The sequence below is a fragment of the Methylobacterium sp. TK31 genome (assembly GCF_055361545.1).
On the sequence record NZ_CM143964.1, the window covers coordinates 2,390,266 to 2,410,934 of the forward strand.

Sequence of the window (20,669 nt, forward strand, 5' to 3'; positions counted from 1 at the left end):
GTGTCGTTTCCTCAGGTCCGTTCTGCTTGGGATATCCGGCTGATCCTGCGCGGCGCCGGGTCTCGGAACTCTAGCAAGGGACGCGGCGGGCCTGAAGCCCGCACCGCGTCGGTCAGCGTCGGCGAGTCGCCCCGCGCAGCTTCGCCTTCTTGACCAGGCCTTCGTACTGGTGGGCCATCAGGTGGCCGTGGATCTGCGCCACCGTGTCCATGGTCACGGAAACCACGATCAGCAGCGAGGTCCCGCCGAAGCCGATGGCGGCCGAGGAATAGGAGGCCAGGATCTCCGGCACCAGGCAGACGAAGGTCAGGTACAGCGCACCGATCAGGGTGATCCGGGTCAGGACCTTGTCGATGAAGGCCGCGGTGCGCTCGCCGGGACGGATGCCCGGGATGAAGCCGCCGTGCTTCTTCAGGTTGTCGGCCGTCTCTTCCGGATTGAAGACCACCGCGGTGTAGAAGAACGCGAAGAAGATGATCAGCGCGGCGTAGAGCACCATGTAGAGCGGCCGGCCATGGCCGATATAGGTCGTGATCGTCGCCAGGACGCCGGTGCCGCCGTTATTGGCCGAGAAGCTCGCCACGGTGGCGGGCAGGAGCAGCAGCGACGAGGCGAAGATCGGCGGGATCACGCCGGCGGTGTTGAGCTTCAGCGGCAGGAACGAGGTCTGGCCCTCGTACATCCGGTTGCCGACCTGGCGCTTCGGGTAGTTGATGAGCAGGCGGCGCTGGGCCCGCTCCATGAACACGATGAAGTAGACCAGGGCGATGGCGGCGACGCCCATGCCGAGGATGACCGCCGAGGACAGCGCACCGGTGCGGCTGAGCTCGAGCGCACCGACGATGGCCACCGGCAGGTGGGCGACGATGCCGGCGAAGATGATCAGCGAGGAGCCGTTGCCGATGCCCCGCGACGTGATCTGCTCGCCGATCCACATCAGGAACAGCGTGCCGCCCGTCAGGGTGATGACGGTGGACAGGATGAAGAACGGGCCGGGCTCGATCGCGGCGCTCGACCCCTGCAGGCCGAAGGCGATGCCCCAGGACTGGACCAGCGCCAGCACCACGGTGAGGTAGCGGGTGTACTGGTTGATGACCTTGCGGCCGGACTCGCCCTCCTTCTTGAGCGCCTCGAGGCTCGGGATCACCGAAGTCAGCAGCTGGATGATGATGGAGGCCGAGATGTACGGCATGATGTTGAGCGCGAAGATCGCCATGCGCTCGACGGCACCGCCGGAGAACATGTTGAACAGCCCGAGCACGCCGCCCGCCTGCTGCTGGAAATTCCGCGCGAACTGCTCCGGATCGATGCCCGGGATCGGGATGTAGGTCCCGAGGCGGAACACGATGAGCGCGCCCAGCGTGAACCAGATGCGCTTCTTGAGCTCGTCGGCCTTGGCGATGGCCCCGAAATTGAGGTTCGCGGCAAGCTGCTCGGCGGCTGAGGCCATGGCACCGATTCCTGAGATCAGTTCTTACGGGAGCTCGTCGTCTTCTCGGGTGAGAAGATCGCGCTCCCCGATAAACGGGAACGGCGGCCACGCGCGAGGTCGCACGGGCCGCCGCTCAGAGTTTCGACTTAAAGTCAGACAGGAGGCTACGCAACCACGCGGGCGGGCTTGCCACGGGTGGAGACGCCGTCCCCGAAGGTCACGGTCACCGAGCCACCGGCCTTCTCGACACCCTCGATCGCCGACTTCGACGCGCGGGTGACCTCGAAGGTCAGCTTGGTGGTGAGCTCGCCGACGCCGAGGAGCTTCACGCCGTCACGGGCCCGAGCGCAGATGCCGGCGGCGATCAGCGTCTCGACGGTGACGGTGGCGCCCGCCTCGATGCGGCCGGCATCGACAGCCTGCTGGACGCGGCCGAGATTCACCTCGTTGAGGTCCGTCGAGTACAGGTTGTTGAAGCCGCGCTTCGGAAGGCGACGATGCAGCGGCATCTGGCCGCCCTCGAAGCCCTTGATGGAGACGCCGGTGCGGGCCTTCTGGCCCTTCACGCCGCGTCCCGCGGTCTTGCCCTTGCCGGAGCCGATGCCCCGTCCGACGCGCATCCGGTTCTTGGTGGCGCCGTCGTTGTCGCGGAGTTCGTTCAGTTTCATGATGCCCTCCCTCAGGCCGCGTCGCTGAGAACGCGCACGAGGTGCTGCACCTTGCGGATCATGCCGCGCACGGAGGGCGTATCCTCCAGCTCGGAGACCCGGTGCAGCTTGTTGAGCTTCAGGCCGATCAGCGTCGCGCGCTGGTCGCCTTCGCGGCGGATGGGCGAGCCGATCTGCTCGACCCGGAGAGTCTTCTGTGCCATCGGACCCTCCCCTTACGCGACTGCGGCTTCGGACATATCGGACGGATCGGCATCACGGCGACGGGCCTGGAGGGCCGACACCTTGAGGCCGCGACGGGCCGCGACGGCGCGCGGGCTGTCTTCGTTCTTCAGCGCCTCGAAGGTGGCGCGGACGAGGTTGTAGGGGTTCGAGGAGCCGAGGCTCTTGGCCACCACGTCCTGCATGCCCAGCGTCTCGAAGACGGCGCGCATCGGACCGCCGGCGATGATGCCGGTACCCTGGGGGGCGGCGCGCAGGATGACCTTGCCGGCACCGTGACGACCGTAGACGTCGTGGTGCAGGGTGCGGCCCTCGCGGAGCGCCACGCGGACGAGACCGCGCTTGGCGGCTTCCGTCGCCTTGCGGATCGCCTCGGGGACTTCGCGGGCCTTGCCGTGGCCGAAGCCGACGCGGCCCTTCTGGTCGCCGACGACGACGAGCGCGGCGAAGCCGAAGCGACGTCCGCCCTTCACCACCTTGGCGACGCGGTTGATGTGGACGAGCTTGTCCACGAACTCGCTGTCGCGCTCCTCGCGCTCATCGCGGCGGCCGCGGCCACCGCCTTCACGTTCACGTGCCATACTGAATTTCCATCTCACTGGCGCGGGTGGCGGACCCGCTCGCTTGATCACCTGGAACGGGGAGCATCCAAGGACGCTCCCCTCCGCCAAATCTCAGAACTCGAGACCACCCTCACGGGCGGCGTCGGCGAGCGCCTTGACGCGCCCGTGATAGAGGTAGCCCGAGCGATCGAAGATCACCTGGGTGACGCCCGCGGCCTTGGCGCGCTCGGCGACGAGCTTGCCGACGGCCTGGGCGGCCGAGACGTCGGCACCGGTCTTGAGGCCGGTGCGGAGATCCTTGTCGAGGCTCGAGGCCGCGGCGAGGGTCTTGCCCGCCACGTCGTCGATCACCTGGACATAGATCTGCTTGGACGAACGGAACACCGAGAGCCGGGGCCGTCCATTGGCCGCCGCCCGCAGCGCGCGGCGCACACGCGCCTTGCGGCGGTCGAGTGCATCGATTTTGCGTGACATGTTCGGCGGCCCTTACTTCTTCTTGCCTTCCTTGCGGAAGATGAACTCGCCCGCGTACTTCACGCCCTTGCCCTTGTAGGGCTCCGGGCCGCGATAGTCGCGGATCTCGGCGGCCACCTGGCCGACCACCTGCCGGTCGATGCCGGAGATGACGATCTCGGTGGGCTTCGGCACCGCGATCGTGATCCCCGCGGGGATCTCGTACTCGATGTCGTGGCTGTAGCCGAGCGAGAGCTTCAGAGCCTTGCCGGCCATCGCGGCGCGGTAACCCACGCCGGTGATCTCGAGCTTCTTCTCGAAGCCCTTGGAGACGCCCTCGACGAGGTTCGCCACCTGAGCGCGGGAGGTGCCCCAGAGCGAGCGGGCCTCCTTGGTCTGGTTCTTGGGCTGCACCGAGACGGCGCCGTCCTCGAACTTCACGTCGACCACGTTGGGAACGACGTACTGGAGCTCGCCCTTGGAGCCCTTCATCTTCACCGTTTGACCGGTCACCGTGGCCGTCACGCCGGACGGGACGGGAACGGGCTTCTTGCCTACGCGAGACATCGCCTTATTCCTCCAAGTCCGAGATCAGAACACCTTGCAGAGCACTTCGCCGCCGACGTTGCGCTCGCGCGCCTCGTGGTCGGCCATGACGCCCTGCGGGGTGGACACGATGGTGACGCCGAGGCCGTCGGCGACGCGCGGCAGCTCGCCGACCGACGAGTAGACGCGGCGGCCGGGCTTCGACACGCGCTGGATCGAGCGGATGACGGGCTGGCCGTCGTAGTATTTCAGCTCGATCGCGAACTCGGTCCGGCCGTTGCCGTAATCCGTGGTCGCGTAGTCGCGGATGTAGCCCTCGGACTTGAGGACGTCGAGCACGCTGGCGCGCAGGCGCGAGCCGGGCGTCTGGACGACGTTGCGGCGGCGCTGCTGACCATTGCGGATGCGGGTGAGCATATCACCCACGGGATCGTTGACCATGGTGGTTGCTCCTTACCAGCTCGACTTGACGAGACCGGGGATCAGACCCTGGTTGCCGAGTTCGCGCAGCGCGATGCGCGAGATGCCCATCTTGCGATAGAAGGCGCGCGGACGGCCGGTCATGCCGCAGCGGTTGCGGATGCGGGTGGGCGACGAGTTGCGGGGCAGTTCCGCGAGCTTGAGGCGCGCCTCGAAGCGCTCCTCCATCTCGAGGGACTCGTCATTCGCCGTGGCGAGCAGCGCCTTGCGCTTGGGAGCATAGAGCTTCACCAGCGCTTCGCGGTGCTTGTTCTTCTCGATCGAGCTTTTCTTTGCCATTTCTCTCTCCGGTGTCCGCGTCTGAGTCCCTAGCGGGGGCTCACTGCCGGAACGGGAATCGGAACTGCGTGAGGAGCGCGCGCGCCTCAGCATCGGTGCGGGCCGTCGTCTGGATGACGATGTCCATGCCCCAGGTGGCCTCGGCCTTGTCGTACGAGATCTCCGGGAACACGAGGTGCTCCTTCAGGCCGAGGGCATAGTTGCCGTTGCCGTCGAAGGAACGCGGGTTCAGGCCGCGGAAATCGCGGACGCGCGGAAGCGCGATCGTGATCAGGCGATCCATGAACTCGTACATGCGCTGCTTGCGCAGCGTCACCTTGCAGCCGATCGGCATGCCCTCGCGGACCTTGAAGGTCGCGATGGCCTTGCGGGCCTTGGTGATGACCGGCTTCTGGCCGGCGATGAGGGCGAGGTCGCCGGCGGCGACGGACGCCTTCTTCGAGTCCGCGGTGGACTCGCCGACGCCCATGTTGATCACGATCTTCTCGATGACCGGAACCTGCATGGGGTTCTTGTAGCCGAACTCCTCGATCAGCTTCTGGCGCACCACTTCGTCGTAGTGCTTGCGCAGGCGCGGGACGTACCCGTCAGCGTTCTTCTCAGCCATCGATCTGGTCCCCCGTGGTCTTGGCGAAGCGGACCTTGCGTCCGTCTTCGAGGATGCGGAAACCCACGCGAGTCGGCTTGCCGTTCGCGTCCTGCAACGCGAGATTCGAGAGCTGGATCGCAGCTTCCTTGGAGACGATGCCGCCTTCCTGGTTCTGCGTCTGCTTCTGGTGCTTCTTGACCAGGTTGATGCCGCGCACGAAGGCACGGTCTTCCTTGGGGAGCACCTGAATGACCTCGCCCGAGCGACCCTTGTCGCGACCGGTGAGGACGACGACCTTGTCGCCTTTCTTGACCTTGGCGGCCATCACAGCACCTCCGGGGCGAGCGAGATGATCTTCATGTGGTTGCGGGCGCGCAGCTCGCGCGGAACCGGTCCGAAGATACGGGTGCCGATCGGCTCCTTCTGATTGTTGATCAGAACGGCGGCGTTCTTGTCGAAGCGGATCACCGAACCGTCGGGACGCTTCACTTCCTTCGCCGTGCGAACGACGACCGCCTTCATGACGTCGCCCTTCTTCACGCGGCCCCGGGGAATCGCTTCCTTGACGGAGACCACGATGATGTCGCCGACACCGGCGTATTTACGCTTCGACCCGCCCAGAACCTTGATGCACATCACGCGGCGCGCACCAGAGTTGTCGGCGACGTCCAGATTCGTCTGCATCTGGATCACGGGCAGTGACCTTTCCTTGTTTCAGGCGGGTTTCCGCACGCGGACGGTATTGTCCGGCGGACGACGCCTGATGGGGATCTGATGTCCCCGGCTCATATGAAGCACCGCGCAATCGGCGTCTTTCGATGCCGGCGCGGCCGCCGCGTACGAGGGATGCGAACACCCCTCTCACATGTCGCGAAGGCATGCCCACTACACCGGGGCCGCCGAACGCGCAAGGTTTATTTCCGTTCCACGGCCCATGGGCCGGGGCGGAACGAACCGAATTCCCCGAAGCGAACCCGCTCGGGAGAAAACGAAAAAGCGGGCGCCGCGATCAGCGCCCGCTTCGACGTCCGTGCCTGGTGCTCAGGCCTCGGCCGGAGCGGACTCGGTGGCGCTGGCGCCCTCGACGAGCTTCCAGGTCTTGGTCTTTGAGAAGGGACGGCACTCCTCGATCGACACGGTCTGGCCGACCTTGGCGACGTTGGTTTCGTCGTGGGCGTGGTAGTTCTTCGAGCGACGGACGGTCTTCTTCATCACCGGATGGGTGAAGCGACGCTCCACCTTCACGACGATGGTCTTCTCGCCCTTGTCGCTGACGACGACGCCCTGCAATACGCGCTTCGGCATGGTGTACTCCTCAGGCCTGCGCGGACTTCAGCGTCTTCTGACGCTGGAGCGTACGGACGCGGGCGATATCGCGGCGGACTTCGCGGACGCGCGCGACGTTCTCGAGCTGGCCGGTGGCCCCCTGGAAGCGCAGGTTGAACTGCTCCTTCTTCAGGTTCAGCAGCTCATCGTTCAGCTGATCGGGCGACAGGGCGGCCAGATCCGACTGTCTCTGCGACGACTTCATGATCCCCTCCCTCTCAATCAGCGATGCGCTGAACGACGCGCGTGCGGATCGGGAGCTTCGCCGCGCCGAGGCGCAGGGCCTCCTTCGCGACGTCCTCGGCCACGCCGTCGACTTCGAACATGATACGACCGGGATGCACGCGGGCAGCCCAGAACTCGGGGGCACCCTTACCGGAGCCCATGCGGACCTCGGTGGGCTTGGCCGTGACCGGGACGTCCGGAAAGATCCGGATCCAGACGCGGCCCTGGCGCTTCATCTCGCGGGTGATCGCGCGGCGGGCCGCCTCGATCTGGCGCGCGGTGATGCGCTCGGGCTCGACGGCCTTCAGGCCGAAGGTCCCGAAGTTGAGGTCGAAGCCGCCCTTGGCCGCACCGTGGATGCGACCCTTGAACTGCTTACGAAACCTGGTCTTCTTGGGTTGCAACATGGCAGCCTCTCAACACCTTTCTGGGTGACGGGGTCACGAACGCGCCGTCAGGCGTGTTCGCGCCGGCCGCGCTCGCGGCCACCCTCACCATCGCGCTCGCGACGGCCGCCCGAACGGCCACCCTCTTCCTGCGCCTTCTTGTCCTGTGCCATCGGGTCGTGCTCGAGGATCTCGCCCTTGAACACCCACACCTTGATGCCGCACGTCCCGTAGGTCGTGAAGGCGGTGGCCACGCCGTAATCGACGTCGGCGCGGAGGGTATGCAGGGGCACGCGGCCCTCGCGGTACCATTCCTGGCGGGCGATCTCGGCGCCGCCGAGACGGCCCGAGCAGTTGATGCGGATGCCCTCGGCACCCAGACGCATCGCCGACTGGACGGCGCGCTTCATGGCGCGACGGAAGGCGACGCGGCGCTCGAGCTGCTGGGCGATCGAGTCGGCCACCAGGGTGGCGTCGATCTCGGGCTTGCGCACCTCGACGATGTTGATCGTGACGTCGGCCTTGGTCAGGGTGCCGACGAGCTTGCGCAGCTTCTCAATGTCCGCGCCCTTCTTGCCGATGACCACGCCCGGACGACCCGAGTGGATGGTGACGCGGCACTTCCGGTGCGGACGCTCGATGACGATCTTCGAGACGGCAGCCTGCTTGAGCTGCTTCATGAGGGCGGCGCGGATGGCGACGTCCTCGTGCATGAGCTTGGCGTATTCACCCTTCTGGGCGAACCACCTGGAGTCCCAGGTCCGGTTGATACCGAGACGGAGACCGATCGGATTGACTTTCTGGCCCATCAGGTCCTCCTCACGCCGCTTCGGCGGTCGGGACTTCGCGCACCACGATGGTGAGGTTCGCGAAGGGCTTCAGGATACGGGCGCCGCGGCCACGCGCACGGGCGTGGAACCGCTTCAGCACGAGCGCCTTGCCGACGAAGGCCTGGGAGACGACGAGATCGTCGACGTCTAGGTTATGGTTGTTCTCGGCGTTGGCGATGGCGCTCTCGAGGCACTTCTTGACCTCGCGGGCGATCCGCTTGCGGGAGAATTCGAGGTCGGCCAGAGCCGAGTCGACCTTCTTGCCGCGAATGAGCTGCGCGACGAGATTGAGCTTCTGGGGGCTGACGCGCAGCATGCGCGCGACGGCCTGAGCCTCGTTCTCGGGGAGCGCGCGGGGAGTGGCGGGCTTGCCCATGATCAGCGCCTCTTCGACTTCTTGTCGGCCGCGTGACCGTGGAAGGTACGGGTCGGCGAGAACTCGCCGAACTTGTGGCCGACCATTTCCTCGGAGACGTAGACCGGAATGTGCTTCTGTCCGTTGTGCACACCGAAGGTGAGCCCGACGAACTGCGGCAGGATCGTGGAGCGGCGGCTCCAGATCTTGATGACTTCGTTACGGCTGGAACCGCGAGCGGCTTCGGCCTTCTTGAGGAGGTAGCCGTCGATGAACGGCCCCTTCCAGAGCGAGCGTGCCATGGGCGTTACTTCTTACGGTTATGACGGCTGGACAGGATGAAGACGTCGGTCCGCTTGTTCGAGCGGGTCTTCTTCCCCTTCGTGGGAACGCCCCAGGGCGTGACCGGGTTACGGCCGCCGGAGGTACGTCCCTCGCCGCCGCCGTGCGGGTGGTCGACCGGGTTCATGGCAACGCCGCGAACGTGCGGGCGCTTGCCGAGCCAGCGGTTGCGGCCGGCCTTGCCGAGCGAGATGTTCATGTGGTCCGGGTTCGACACCGCGCCGACGCTGGCGAAGCACTGACCGTGGACCAGGCGCTGCTCGCCCGAGTTCAGGCGGAGCGTCACGTAACCCTGATCGCGGCCGACGATCTGGGCATAGTTGCCGGCGGAGCGGGCGATCGCGCCGCCCTTGCCGATCTTGAGCTCGACGTTGTGCACGATCGTGCCCACCGGCATGTTGCCGACCGGACCGGCATTGCCGGGCTTGATGTCGACCTGGTCGGCCGCCACCACCTTGTCGCCCGGCGACAGGCGCTGCGGAGCCAGGATGTAGCTCTGCGTGCCGTCGGGGAAGGCGATGAGGGCGATGAACGCGGTACGGTTCGGATCGTACTCGATCCGCTCGACCGTGGCGGACACGCCCATCTGCTCGCGACGCTTGAAGTCCACGTTGCGGAGCGTGCGCTTGTGACCGCCGCCGCGGAAGCGGACCGTGATGCGGCCGAGGTTGTTGCGGCCGCCGGACGACGACTTGCCCTCGGTGAGCTTCTTGACCGGCTTGCCCTTGTAGAGCTCACGGCGGTCGACGAGCACGAGCTGGCGAAGGCTCGGCGTGACCGGTTTGAATGTCTTCAAGGCCATCGGTGGTAATCCTTAACCCGACTTGTCTCAGAGGCCGGTCGTGACGTCGATCGTCTCACCCTCGGCGAGGGTCACGATCGCTTTCTTCACGTCCGAGCGCTGTCCGCGAAGTCCGCGGAAGATCTTCTTCTTGCCCTTGGTGACGAGCGTGTTCACGCCCGTGACCTTGACGTCGAACAGCTTCTCAACCGCCTCTTTGATCTGCGGCTTGGTCGCCTTCGGGGAAACCCGGAACACGACTTTGTTCTGCTCGGTGAGGTTCGTCGCCTTCTCGGTGATGACCGGGGAGACGATGATGTCGTAGTGGCGCGGATCGGCACTCATTGGAAACGCGCCTCCAGCGCATCGATCGCTGCGCGGGTCAGCACGAGCTTCTCGCGACGCAGGATGTCGTACACGTTGATGCCCTGAATCGGCAGCACGTCGATCTGCGGGATGTTGCGGGCGGCGCGTGCGAAGTTCACGTCCACCTCGGCACCGCCGATGATCAGGGCGCTGGACAGGCCCATCTTCTCGAAGCGCTCGACGAGCGCCTTGGTCTTGCCCTCGGCCAGCTTCACGTCGTCGACGATGATGAGGGTCGAATCCTTCACCTTCGCGGACAGGGCATGCTTGAGGGCGAGCGCGCGGACCTTCTTGGGCAGGTCGTGGGCGTGGCTGCGCACGACCGGACCGAAGGCACGTCCACCGCCGCGGAACTGCGGGGCGGAGGCGGCGCCGTGACGGGCGTTACCGGTGCCCTTCTGCTTGTACAGCTTCTTGCGCGTCCGGTTCACGTCCGAGCGGTTCTTGACCGCGTGGGTGCCGGCCTGGCGCTTGGCGAGCTGCCAGCGGACCATGCGCTGGAGCAGGTCGGCGCGGGGCTCGAGACCGAAGATGGTCTCGTCCAGGTCGACGGAACCGGCGCCGGCGCCGTCGAGCGTGGTGATATCGAGCTTCATCACGCGTTCTCCTCGGAAGCGGGAGCCTCGGGAGCCGGCGCTTCGGTGGCGGGAGCGGAAGCGCCCTGCTCACGGAACTTGCCAGGCTGCGGAACGTCCGCGGGGAGCTTGCGCTTCACCGCGTCGCGGATCTGGATCCAGCCGCCGGCGACGCCGGGGACGGCGCCTTCGACGAGGATGAGGCCGCGCTCAGGATCCGTGCGCACGACGCGCAGGTTCTGGGTCGTGACCCGGTCGACGCCCATGTGGCCGGGCATCTTCTTGTTCTTGAAGGTCTTGCCCGGATCCTGGCGGCCACCGGTCGAACCGATCGAACGGTGCGAAATGGACACGCCGTGGGTGGCGCGCAGACCACCGAAGTTCCAGCGCTTCATGCCGCCGGCGAACCCCTTACCCGTGGTGGTGCCCGTCACGTCGACGAACTGGCCCGGGATGAAGTGGTCGGCGGTGATCTCAGCGCCGACCGGGATCAGCTTGTCCTCGGACACGCGGAACTCGGCGAGCTTCTGCTTGGGCTCGACCTTGGCGACCGCGAACCGGCCGCGCTCGGCGGCCGACACGTTCTTCACCTTGGCCTTGCCGACGCCGACCTGAAGGGCGACGTAGCCGTTCTTCTCGACGGTACGGTGGGCAACCACCTGGCATTGATCGATTTTGAGCACTGTGACGGGGACATGTTCGCCTGCATCCGTAAAGATGCGGGTCATGCCGACCTTCTGTGCGATGACGCCTGAGCGCATAGGTGTCTCCCTCGCGCGATTCTACGGTAAGCTCTAAATCCCGGCGGGACTTAGAGCTTGATCTCCACGTCCACGCCGGCGGCGAGGTCGAGCTTCATCAGCGCGTCCACGGTCTGCGGCGTCGGATCGACGATATCGAGGACGCGCTTGTGGGTGCGCATCTCGAACTGCTCGCGCGACTTCTTGTCGATGTGCGGCGAGCGGTTGACGGTGAACTTCTCGATATGCGTCGGCAGCGGGATCGGACCACGGATGGTGGCGCCGGTGCGCTTGGCCGTCGAGACGATCTCACGGGTCGACGCATCGAGGATGCGATGGTCGAACGCCTTGAGGCGGATACGAATATTCTGACCGTTCATGACCTGAAACCTTGGCGGGGCGATGGGAGGCGGGCGCGAGGACCCGCCCCTCAATCGTTCCCTGCAGACGTGACCGTTAGGACGGACGATTACTCGTTGATGGCGGCGACGACGCCTGCGCCGACGGTGCGGCCGCCTTCACGGATGGCGAAGCGCAGCTTCTCTTCCATGGCCACCGGCACGATCAGGGTGACGTCCATGGTCACGCTGTCGCCGGGCATCACCATCTCGGTGCCCTCGGGCAGCACGCACACGCCGGTCACGTCCGTGGTGCGGAAGTAGAACTGCGGGCGGTAGTTGGTGAAGAACGGCGTATGGCGACCGCCCTCCTCCTTGGTCAGGATGTAGGCCTCGGCCTTGAACTTGGTGTGGGGCTTGACCGAGCCGGGCTTGCACACGACCTGGCCGCGCTCCACGTCCTCGCGCTTGGTGCCGCGCAGCAGCACGCCGACGTTGTCGCCCGCCTGGCCCTGGTCCAGCAGCTTGCGGAACATCTCGACGCCCGTGACCGTCGTGGTCTGGGTGTCGCGGATGCCCACGATCTCCACCGTCTCGCCGACCTTGACGATGCCGCGCTCCACGCGACCCGTCACCACCGTGCCGCGGCCCGAGATCGAGAACACGTCCTCGATGGGCATCAGGAACGGCTTGTCGATCGGACGCTCCGGCTGCGGGATGTAGGCGTCGACCGACGCCATCAGGGCCAGCACGGCGTCGTGGCCGATCGCCTTGTCGCCGTTGTCCAGCGCCACCTTGGCCGAGCCCTTGGTGATCGGGATGTCGTCGCCGGGGAAGTCGTACTTGGAGAGGAGCTCGCGCACCTCCATCTCGACGAGCTCGAGAAGCTCGGCGTCGTCGACCAGATCGACCTTGTTCAGGAACACCACCAGCGCCGGCACGCCGACCTGGCGGGCCAGCAGGATGTGCTCGCGGGTCTGGGGCATCGGGCCGTCGGCCGCCGACACCACCAGGATCGCGCCGTCCATCTGCGCCGCACCCGTGATCATGTTCTTCACGTAGTCGGCGTGGCCCGGGCAATCCACGTGCGCGTAGTGCCGGTTCGTCGTCTCGTACTCAACGTGCGCCGTCGAGATCGTGATCCCGCGCGCCTTCTCCTCCGGCGCCTTGTCGATCTGGTCGTAGGCCGTGAACGTCGCACCGCCCGTCTCGGCCAGAACCTTCGTGATCGCCGCCGTCAACGACGTCTTGCCGTGGTCCACGTGACCGATCGTGCCAATGTTGCAGTGCGGCTTCGTACGCGCGAATTTCTCTTTGGCCATGATAGCCTCCGTCTGATCTGATGTTGCGTCTGAAGGGGTGCGGGAGGCGCCCCGAGGGGCGCCGCCGGCTTAGGCGTACTTGGCGACGACCTTCTCGGCCTCGCCGCGCGGCACCTCTTCGTAATGGTCGAACTGCATCGTGAAGTTGGCGCGGCCCTGGGAGAAGGACCGGAGCTGGTTCACGTAGCCGAACATGTTGGCCAGCGGCACCATCGCGTTGATGACGTTCGCATTGCCGCGCATGTCCTGGCCCTGGATCTGGCCACGGCGGGAGTTGAGATCGCCAATCACCGAACCGGTATACTCTTCCGGCGAGACGACCTCGACCTTCATCACCGGCTCGAGGAGCACCGAGCCGCCCTTCTGGAGGGCCTCACGGAGTGCAGCGCGCGAGGCGATCTCGAAGGCGAGAGCCGACGAGTCGACGTCGTGGTAGGCGCCGTCCACGAGCTCGACCCGGATGTCCACGACGGGGAAGCCCGCCAGGATACCGGCGCCCAGCACCGAGTTGAGGCCCTTCTCGACGCCCGGGATGTACTCCTTGGGCACCGCGCCACCGATGATCTTCGAGGCGAACTCGAAGCCCTTGCCGGGCTCGTTTGGCTCGACCACGAACTTCACCCGGGCGAACTGACCGGTACCGCCGGTCTGCTTCTTGTGGGTGTAGTCGATCTCGGTCCGCTTCGTGAGCTTCTCGCGGTACGCCACCTGCGGCTGGCCGATATTCGCGTCGACCTTGTAGGTGCGGCGCAGAATGTCGACTTTGATGTCCAGGTGGAGCTCGCCCATCCCCTTGAGGATGGTCTGGCCCGACTCCTGGTCAGTCGAGACGCGGAAGGACGGGTCCTCGGCGGCGAGCTTCGAGAGCGCGATGCCGAGCTTCTCCTGATCGGCCTTCGACTTCGGCTCGACGGCGATCTCGATGACGGGCTCGGGGAACTCCATCTTCTCGAGGATCACGGCCTTAACCGGGTCGCACAGGGTGTCGCCGGTGCGGGTGTCCTTGAGGCCGGCCAGGGCGACGATGTCGCCGGCATAGGCCTCCTTGACGTCCTCGCGGTTGTTGGCGTGCATCAGGAGCATGCGGCCGACACGCTCCTTCTTGTCGCGCGTCGAGTTGATGACGTTGGCGCCCGAATCGATCTTGCCCGAGTAGACGCGGCAGAAGGTGATCGTGCCGACGTGCGGATCGTCCATGATCTTGAAGGCGAGCATCGAGAACGGATCCGAATCCGTCGGGTGACGGACGGTCTCTTCCTCGGTCTTGAAGTCGATGCCCTTGATCTCGCCGCGGTCGGCGGGGGACGGCAGGTAGTCGACGACCGCGTCGAGCAGGGGCTGCACGCCCTTGTTCTTGAAGGCCGAGCCGCAGAGCACGGGATGGAAGGCGCGGCGCTGGACGGCCGTGCGAACGAGGCGGTGCATCGTCTCCTGGTCCGGCTCGACGCCGTCCAGATACGCGGCCATCGCGTCGTCATCCATCTCCACGCAGGCCTCGACGAGCTTGACGCGGTATTCGGCGGCCTGATCGGCGAGATCGGCCGGGATCTCGGTCTCCGAGAAGTCGGCGCCGAGCTGCTCGGACGTCCAGACGACGGCCTTCATCTTGATCAGGTCGATCACACCCTTGAAGGTGTTCTCGGCGCCGATTGGCAGCTGCAGGCAAACCGGCTTGCCGGCGACGCGGTCGATGATGTCGGCCACGCACTTGAAGAAGTCGGCGCCGATCTTGTCCATCTTGTTGACGAACACGACGCGCGGGACGTCGTACTTGTCGGCCTGGCGCCAGACGGTCTCGGTCTGGGGCTCGACGCCCTGGTTGCCGTCGAGCACGCAGACGGCGCCGTCGAGCACGCGGAGCGAACGCTCCACCTCGATGGTGAAGTCGACGTGGCCGGGGGTGTCGATGATGTTCAGGCGCTTGTCGCGCCAGAAGCAGGTGGTGGCAGCCGAGGTGATCGTGATGCCACGCTCCTGCTCCTGCTCCATCCAGTCCATGGTCGCGGCGCCGTCGTGGACTTCGCCGATCTTATGGGACTTGCCGGTGTAGTACAGGATCCGCTCGGTGGTCGTGGTCTTGCCGGCATCGATGTGAGCCATGATGCCGAAGTTGCGGTAGTCCTCGATCGCGTGCGTGCGGGGCATCGGATTGCTCCTGAAAGGGTCCGGGTCCGCTTACCAGCGGTAGTGCGAGAAGGCGCGGTTGGCTTCCGCCATCCGGTGCGTGTCTTCACGCTTCTTGACGGCGTTGCCGCGGTTGTTCGCGGCATCGAGCAGCTCGGCGGAGAGGCGCTCGACCATGGTGCGGTCGTTGCGGCCGCGGGCGGCCTGGATCAACCAACGGATGGCCAGCGCCTGGCGACGCTCGGTGCGCACCTCGACGGGGACTTGGTAGGTCGCGCCGCCGACGCGGCGGGAGCGGACTTCGATCGCCGGAGCGACGTTGTCGAGGGCGGCCCGGAAGACTTCGATCGGGTTGGCGCGGGCGCGGTTCTCGACGATGTCGAAGGCACCGTAGACGATGCGCTCAGCGGTCGACTTCTTTCCCTCGTACATGATCGAGTTCATGAACTTGGTCAGCACGATGTCCCCGTACTTCGGGTCCGGGATGATCTCACGCTTCTCGGCAGAATGGCGGCGGGACATCGCTCGCTCCGTCTTAAACTTGGTCTTCTTGAAACCACCCTGCGCAGGCCGCCTTGAGCCTCTCCGAGGCCGGCGACATCCTTACAGGGTGCGCGAATATCGATCTTACTTCGGGCGCTTGGCGCCGTACTTGGAGCGGCGCTGCTTGCGACCCTTGACGCCCTGCGTGTCGAGCACGCCGCGCAGGATGTGGTAGCGCACGCCCGGAAGGTCCTTCACGCGGCCGCCGCGGATCATCACGACGGAGTGCTCCTGAAGGTTGTGACCCTCGCCCGGGATGTAACCGATGACCTCGAAACCGTTGGTCAGACGAACCTTTGCGACCTTGCGGAGCGCGGAGTTCGGCTTCTTCGGGGTCGTCGTATAGACGCGGGTGCAGACGCCACGCTTCTGCGGGCAGGCGTCGAGCGCCGGCACCTTGTTGCGGCTCTTCTGCGCCTTGCGCGGCTGAGCGATCAGCTGGTTGATCGTCGGCATGCCAATCCTCTCGAAACGCGTCACCTGCGTCGGTGACCGTCGAAATCCAAATCTCGTTCTGGCCGGCCCCGGCATCGCACATGAGCGTGCGACGAAACGCAAAACCGCGCCCCAGGCTGATTTCAGCCTTTGGCGCGCCGTTGCAAGCAGAGGATCACCTGCATCGAAGCAAGCGATCGTGCCGGGCTGACACGTGTTCGTCTGTTGAAGTCGGATGCGTTTAGGAAGCCTGGATCGAGGCTCTGGGCCTCACGATCGATTGCTGCCTACGGCCAGCCGTTCAATGAGGGCCTGATAGAGGCGGATTCGCCCCGCGTCAACCCATTCTGTTACAAGTTGATGAAGTTGCGGGGCTCGGAGGCCCCGAAATCCGGTTCTCGTGACCGCACGAAAAAGGGGCCGCCCGGTGGGCAGCCCCTTTCTCGCAACGCGATACTCCGTCGGGCCTATTCGGCGGCGGGCGGCAGCTCGGAGAGGGGCTGGGCCCCGCTCTCGGCGGCCTTCTGCTGCAGGATGAGGTTGTCGCGACGCCGCGCCACGGCGCGGATCTCGGCCGCCATGGAGCCCGTCCCGGCGGGGATGAGAGACCCCACGATGACGTTCTCCTTGAGACCCTCGAGGTAGTCGATCTTGCCGTTGACGGCCGCCTCGGTGAGCACCCGGGTGGTCTCCTGGAACGAGGCCGCCGAGATGAACGACTTCGTCTGCAGGCTCGCCTTGGTGATGCCGAGGAGGACCGGCACGCCGACGACCGGCTTCTTGCCCTCGGCAAGCAGCTTCTCGTTGACCTCCGCCAGCTCCGTCCGGTCGATCTGGTCGCCGGTCAGGATGTCGGAATCGCCGCCGTCGGTGATCTCGACCTTCTGCAGCATCTGCCGGACGATGACCTCGATGTGCTTGTCGTTGATCGACACGCCCTGGAGCCGGTAGACCTCCTGGATCTCGTTGACGAGGTAGGCAGCGAGCTCCTCCACGCCCTTGATCGCCAGGATGTCGTGCGGTGCCGGGTTGCCGTCGACGATGTAGTCGCCGAGTTCGACCACGTCCCCGTCCTGAAGGTGGATGTGCTTGCCCTTCGGGATCAGGTACTCGACCACCTCGGACCCATCATGCGGCGTCAGCGTCAGGCGACGCTTGTTCTTGTAGTCGCGCCCGAACTGGATCGTGCCCGACTTCTCCGCGATGATGGCCGCATCCTTCGGACGACGGGCCTCGAACAGCTCCGCCACCCGCGGCAGACCGCCGGTGATGTCGCGGGTCTTGGCCGAGTCGGCGGAGACGCGGGCAAGGATGTCGCCGGCCTTCACCTTCGCACCCGGATCGTAGCCGATGATGGCGTCGACGGGCAGGAAGTAGCGGGCGTCCGAGCCACGCGGCAGCTTCATCGGCTTGCCGTCGGCATCGAGCACCAGCATCGCCGGCTTGAGGTCGGCGGTGCGGGCGGTCCCACGCCAGTCGATGACGACGCGCTTGGCGATGCCGGTCGACTCGTCGGTGGTCTCGGTGATCGACTGGCCGTCGATGAGGTCCTCGTAGGCCACCACGCCGTCCGTCTCGGTGATGATCGGGCGGGTGTAGGGGTCCCACTCGGCGATGCGCTGGCCGCGCTTGACGGTGTCGCCCTCGTCCACGCGCAGCTTCGCGCCGTATTGCAGGCGGTGGTTCGCGCGCTCGGTGCCGTCGGATCCGACGATGACGATGGAGACGTTGCGGCCGGTGGCGATGAGATCGCCATCCGAGTTCCGCGCCAGGGCGCGGTTCCGGATCTTGATCGTGCCCTCGAAGCTCGACTCGATGAAGGACGAGTCGGAGATCTGGGCGGCGCCGCCGATGTGGAAGGTGCGCATGGTGAGCTGGGTGCCCGGCTCGCCGATCGACTGCGCCGCGATGACGCCGACGGCCTCGCCCATGTTGACGGGCGTGCCGCGGGCGAGATCGCGCCCGTAGCAGGTGGCGCAGACGCCGCTCTTGGTGGCGCAGACGAGCACCGAGCGGATCTTGACCTCCTGGATCCCGGCGGCCTGGATGGCCGGCAGGTGCTTCTCCTCGATGGTCTCGTTGGTCTTGACGATCACCGTGCCGTCGAGGGCCACCAGGTCCTCGGCGGTCGCGCGGCCGAGGATGCGGATGGCGAGCGGGGCCACGACCTGGCCCGCATCCACGATGGCGCGCATGCGGATGCCGTTGGTGGTGCCGCAATCGACTTCGCGGATGACGGCGTCCTGGGCCACGTCGACGAGACGACGGGTCAGGTAGCCCGAGTTCGCGGTCTTCAACGCCGTGTCCGCGAGGCCCTTGCGGGCGCCGTGGGTGGAGTTGAAGTACTCGAGCACGTCGAGGCCTTCCTTGAAGTTCGAGATGATCGGCGTCTCGATGATCTCACCCGAGGGCTTGCTCATCAGGCCGCGCATGGCGGCGAGCTGGCGCATCTGCTCGCGAGAGCCGCGGGCGCCGGAATTCGCCATCATGTAGACCGAGTTGACCTGCTTGTCGGTCCCGTTCTCGTCCTTCTGCACCGCGGAGATCGCGGCCATCATCTCGTCCGCGAGGCGAGCGGAGCACTTGCCCCAGGCATCGACGACCTTGTTGTACTTCTCACCCTGGGTGATCAGGCCGTCGTTGAACTGCTGCTCAAACTCCTTGACCAGGTCGCGGGTCGACCCGACGATCGACCACTTGTTCGCCGGCACCACCATGTCGTCCTTGCCGAACGAGATGCCGGCCTTGAACGCGTGGTTGAAGCCGAGCGCCATGATGCGATCGCAGAAGATCACCGACTCCTTCTGACCGCAGTGGCGGTAGACGGTGTCGATCATCGCGGAGATCTCCTTCTTGGTCATCAGCTTGTTGACGACGTCGAAGGGCACCTTGGCGTGCTGCGGCAGGGCCGTGGACAGGATCACCCGGCCCGGCGTGGTATCGTAGGTCTTGGTCAGCGGCTCGCCGTCCGGGCCGATGCCGTTCCAGCGCCAGCGGATCTTCGTGTGCAGCTTGACGGTCTTGGCCGCCAGGGCGTGCTCGAGCTCGCCGATGTTGCCGAAGACACCCTGCATCGGGTTCTGCTTGTTGGTCGGGTCGAAGGCGCCGATCGCCCCCTCGGCCACGATCGACAGGTAGTAGAGGCCGAGCACGATGTCCTGCGACGGCACGATGATCGGGTGCCCGTTCGCCGGGTGCAGGATGTTGTTGGTCGACATCATCAGGACGCGTGCCTCCAGCTGAGCCTCGAGGCTCAGGGGGACGTGCACGGCCATCTGGTCGCCGTCGAAATCCGCGTTGAAGGCGGTGCAGACCAGCGGGTGCAGCTGGATCGCCTTGCCCTCGATCAGCTTGGGCTCGAAGGCCTGAATGCCGAGGCGGTGCAGTGTCGGGGCGCGGTTCAGCATCACCGGGTGTTCGCGGATCACCTCGTCGAGGATGTCCCAGACCTCCGGCTTCTCCTTCTCGACGAGCTTCTTGGCCTGCTTCACCGTGGCGGAGAAGCCCTTGGCGTCGAGGCGCGCGTAGATGAACGGCTTGAACAGCTCCAGCGCCATCTTCTTGGGAAGGCCGCACTGGTGCAGCTTGAGCTCGGGACCGACGACGATGACCGAGCGGCCGGAATAATCGACGCGCTTGCCGAGCAGGTTCTGGCGGAAGCGACCCTGCTTGCCCTTCAGCATGTCGGCGAGCGACTTCAGCGGACGCTTGTTGGCGCCCGTGATGACGCGACCGCGGCGGCCGTTGTCGAACAGGGCGTCGACCGCCTCCTGAAGCATGCGCTTCTCGTTGCGGATGATGATGTCCGGCGCGCGCAGCTCGATCAGCCGCTTCAGGCGGTTGTTGCGGTTGATGACGCGGCGGTAGAGGTCGTTGAGATCGGACGTGGCGAAGCGGCCGCCGTCCAGGGGGACGAGCGGGCGCAGGTCCGGCGGGATCACCGGGACCACGGTGAGGATCATCCACTCGGGCTTGTTGCCCGACATCTGGAAGGCCTCGATGATCTTCAGGCGCTTGAGGAGCTTCTTGGGCTTCAGCTCGGAGGTGGTGGTGGCGATCTCCTCGCGCAGGGCGTCGGCGATGCCGTCGAGGTCGAGCTCCTGCAGGATCCGGCGAATGGCCTCGGCGCCGATCATGGCGGTGAAGCTGTCCTCGCCGTACTCCTCCTGGGCGCGCAGGTACTCTTCCTCCGACAGGAGCTGGCGCTCCTTGAGGGGAGTGAGACCCGGCTCGATGACGCAGTAGGACTCGAAGTAGAGGATCCGCTCGAGGTCCTTCAGGGCCATGTCGAGCAGCAGGCCGATGCGCGAGGGCAGCGACTTCAGGAACCAGATATGTGCGACGGGCGCGGCGAGCTCGATATGGCCCATGCGATCGCGCCGGACGCGGGCCAGGGTGACCTCGACGCCGCACTTCTCACAGATGACGCCCTTGTACTTCATGCGCTTGTACTTGCCGCACAAGCACTCGTAGTCCTTGATCGGTCCGAAGATACGCGCGCAGAACAGGCCGTCACGCTCGGGCTTGAACGTGCGATAGTTGATCGTCTCGGGCTTCTTGATCTCGCCGAAAGACCACGAGAGGATCTTCTCCGGCGACGAGATCGAGATTTTGATCTGGTCGAAGCTCTGGGGCTGAGCCTGCTGGTTGAAAAGATTCATGACCTCTTGGTTCATGATCTACTCCTGCTGACGAGGCGCACCCTCCGCCGAGGGGCTGACCGCGTGCTGAAAACGGATGCGGCGCGAC

At 65.8% G+C, this 20,669-nt stretch carries 27 protein-coding genes; all 27 read right to left on the reverse strand.

From position 1 onward, the window contains the following. Positions 1-112 precede the first annotated feature (112 nt). The 27 genes from secY to rpoC all read right to left on the reverse strand — a co-directional run bounded on the left by secY (position 113) and on the right by rpoC (position 20,596). Complete coding sequence (gene secY / locus ACXJY8_RS10935) at positions 113-1,450, reverse strand: preprotein translocase subunit SecY (protein WP_463779966.1); 1,338 nt, start codon at positions 1,448-1,450, stop codon at positions 113-115. Between the two features lie 146 nt (positions 1,451-1,596). After that, entirely contained in the window at positions 1,597-2,100 is a 504-nt protein-coding gene (rplO, locus tag ACXJY8_RS10940) for a 50S ribosomal protein L15 (protein ID WP_463779968.1), read from the reverse strand. 11 nt (positions 2,101-2,111) lie between these two features. After that, positions 2,112-2,303 carry a 50S ribosomal protein L30 gene (rpmD, locus tag ACXJY8_RS10945; RefSeq protein ID WP_056469605.1) on the reverse strand — a complete coding sequence of 64 codons (192 nt, stop codon included), beginning with the start codon at positions 2,301-2,303 and terminating at the stop codon, positions 2,112-2,114. 12 nt (positions 2,304-2,315) lie between these two features. Continuing rightward, a complete protein-coding gene (gene rpsE, locus ACXJY8_RS10950; protein ID WP_264048643.1) occupies positions 2,316-2,903 on the reverse strand; it encodes a 30S ribosomal protein S5 in 588 nt (195 codons plus the stop codon). 93 nt (positions 2,904-2,996) lie between these two features. Then, complete coding sequence (gene rplR / locus ACXJY8_RS10955; RefSeq protein WP_463779972.1) at positions 2,997-3,359, reverse strand: 50S ribosomal protein L18; 363 nt, start codon at positions 3,357-3,359, stop codon at positions 2,997-2,999. A gap of 12 nt (positions 3,360-3,371) precedes the next feature. Further along, a complete protein-coding gene (rplF, locus tag ACXJY8_RS10960) occupies positions 3,372-3,905 on the reverse strand; it encodes a 50S ribosomal protein L6 (RefSeq protein WP_055949306.1) in 534 nt (177 codons plus the stop codon). Between the two features lie 24 nt (positions 3,906-3,929). Next, complete coding sequence (rpsH, locus tag ACXJY8_RS10965) at positions 3,930-4,325, reverse strand: 30S ribosomal protein S8 (protein ID WP_055881679.1); 396 nt, start codon at positions 4,323-4,325, stop codon at positions 3,930-3,932. Positions 4,326-4,337: 12 nt separating this feature from the next. Further along, on the reverse strand, positions 4,338-4,643 hold the full coding sequence (gene rpsN / locus ACXJY8_RS10970; RefSeq protein WP_056183527.1) for a 30S ribosomal protein S14: 306 nt from the start codon (positions 4,641-4,643) through the stop codon (positions 4,338-4,340). 40 nt (positions 4,644-4,683) lie between these two features. After that, the gene (gene rplE / locus ACXJY8_RS10975) at positions 4,684-5,250 is read right to left on the reverse strand and encodes a 50S ribosomal protein L5 (RefSeq protein ID WP_463779979.1); all 567 of its coding nucleotides are present in this window, start codon (positions 5,248-5,250) and stop codon (positions 4,684-4,686) included. Next, positions 5,243-5,557, reverse strand: coding sequence for a 50S ribosomal protein L24 (gene rplX / locus ACXJY8_RS10980; RefSeq protein WP_056219883.1), 315 nt, complete (start codon positions 5,555-5,557; stop codon positions 5,243-5,245). The genes rplE and rplX overlap by 8 nt, the downstream gene beginning before the upstream one ends. Next, entirely contained in the window at positions 5,557-5,925 is a 369-nt protein-coding gene (gene rplN, locus ACXJY8_RS10985; RefSeq protein WP_055949294.1) for a 50S ribosomal protein L14, read from the reverse strand. The genes rplX and rplN overlap by 1 nt, the downstream gene beginning before the upstream one ends. Before the next feature lie 348 nt (positions 5,926-6,273). Further along, complete coding sequence (rpsQ, locus tag ACXJY8_RS10990; protein WP_463779983.1) at positions 6,274-6,537, reverse strand: 30S ribosomal protein S17; 264 nt, start codon at positions 6,535-6,537, stop codon at positions 6,274-6,276. Between the two features lie 10 nt (positions 6,538-6,547). Continuing rightward, positions 6,548-6,763 carry a 50S ribosomal protein L29 gene (gene rpmC, locus ACXJY8_RS10995; RefSeq protein ID WP_018044221.1) on the reverse strand — a complete coding sequence of 72 codons (216 nt, stop codon included), beginning with the start codon at positions 6,761-6,763 and terminating at the stop codon, positions 6,548-6,550. A 13-nt stretch (positions 6,764-6,776) separates the two neighbouring features. After that, the gene (rplP, locus tag ACXJY8_RS11000) at positions 6,777-7,190 is read right to left on the reverse strand and encodes a 50S ribosomal protein L16 (protein WP_055949287.1); all 414 of its coding nucleotides are present in this window, start codon (positions 7,188-7,190) and stop codon (positions 6,777-6,779) included. 47 nt (positions 7,191-7,237) lie between these two features. Further along, positions 7,238-7,978, reverse strand: coding sequence for a 30S ribosomal protein S3 (gene rpsC, locus ACXJY8_RS11005; protein ID WP_055949284.1), 741 nt, complete (start codon positions 7,976-7,978; stop codon positions 7,238-7,240). Positions 7,979-7,988: 10 nt separating this feature from the next. Then, on the reverse strand, positions 7,989-8,375 hold the full coding sequence (gene rplV / locus ACXJY8_RS11010) for a 50S ribosomal protein L22 (RefSeq protein ID WP_055949281.1): 387 nt from the start codon (positions 8,373-8,375) through the stop codon (positions 7,989-7,991). 2 nt (positions 8,376-8,377) lie between these two features. Continuing rightward, entirely contained in the window at positions 8,378-8,656 is a 279-nt protein-coding gene (gene rpsS / locus ACXJY8_RS11015; protein WP_055949278.1) for a 30S ribosomal protein S19, read from the reverse strand. A gap of 5 nt (positions 8,657-8,661) precedes the next feature. Further along, positions 8,662-9,498, reverse strand: a complete 837-nt coding sequence (gene rplB, locus ACXJY8_RS11020) for a 50S ribosomal protein L2 (protein WP_463779990.1) — start codon at positions 9,496-9,498, stop codon at positions 8,662-8,664. Between the two features lie 27 nt (positions 9,499-9,525). Next, positions 9,526-9,822, reverse strand: coding sequence for a 50S ribosomal protein L23 (locus tag ACXJY8_RS11025; RefSeq protein ID WP_018044227.1), 297 nt, complete (start codon positions 9,820-9,822; stop codon positions 9,526-9,528). Next, positions 9,819-10,439, reverse strand: a complete 621-nt coding sequence (rplD, locus tag ACXJY8_RS11030) for a 50S ribosomal protein L4 (RefSeq protein WP_055949267.1) — start codon at positions 10,437-10,439, stop codon at positions 9,819-9,821. The genes ACXJY8_RS11025 and rplD overlap by 4 nt, the downstream gene beginning before the upstream one ends. Continuing rightward, positions 10,439-11,179, reverse strand: coding sequence for a 50S ribosomal protein L3 (rplC, locus tag ACXJY8_RS11035; protein WP_055949264.1), 741 nt, complete (start codon positions 11,177-11,179; stop codon positions 10,439-10,441). Before rplC ends, rplD begins: the two co-directional genes overlap by 1 nt. A 50-nt stretch (positions 11,180-11,229) precedes the next feature. Next, positions 11,230-11,538, reverse strand: coding sequence for a 30S ribosomal protein S10 (gene rpsJ / locus ACXJY8_RS11040; RefSeq protein ID WP_018044230.1), 309 nt, complete (start codon positions 11,536-11,538; stop codon positions 11,230-11,232). An 89-nt stretch (positions 11,539-11,627) separates the two neighbouring features. Beyond that, positions 11,628-12,818: an elongation factor Tu gene (gene tuf, locus ACXJY8_RS11045; protein WP_055949261.1), complete on the reverse strand. Its 1,191-nt coding sequence runs from the start codon at positions 12,816-12,818 to the stop codon at positions 11,628-11,630. Between the two features lie 69 nt (positions 12,819-12,887). Beyond that, positions 12,888-14,963, reverse strand: coding sequence for an elongation factor G (gene fusA / locus ACXJY8_RS11050; RefSeq protein WP_463779999.1), 2,076 nt, complete (start codon positions 14,961-14,963; stop codon positions 12,888-12,890). A gap of 30 nt (positions 14,964-14,993) precedes the next feature. Then, the gene (rpsG, locus tag ACXJY8_RS11055) at positions 14,994-15,464 is read right to left on the reverse strand and encodes a 30S ribosomal protein S7 (RefSeq protein ID WP_056183508.1); all 471 of its coding nucleotides are present in this window, start codon (positions 15,462-15,464) and stop codon (positions 14,994-14,996) included. Between the two features lie 105 nt (positions 15,465-15,569). Beyond that, positions 15,570-15,941 (reverse strand): 30S ribosomal protein S12, encoded by a 372-nt coding sequence (gene rpsL / locus ACXJY8_RS11060; protein WP_018044234.1) that lies wholly within the window; start codon positions 15,939-15,941, stop codon positions 15,570-15,572. A 446-nt stretch (positions 15,942-16,387) separates the two neighbouring features. Next, positions 16,388-20,596, reverse strand: coding sequence for a DNA-directed RNA polymerase subunit beta' (rpoC, locus tag ACXJY8_RS11065; RefSeq protein ID WP_463780006.1), 4,209 nt, complete (start codon positions 20,594-20,596; stop codon positions 16,388-16,390). Positions 20,597-20,669: the final 73 nt, after the last annotated feature.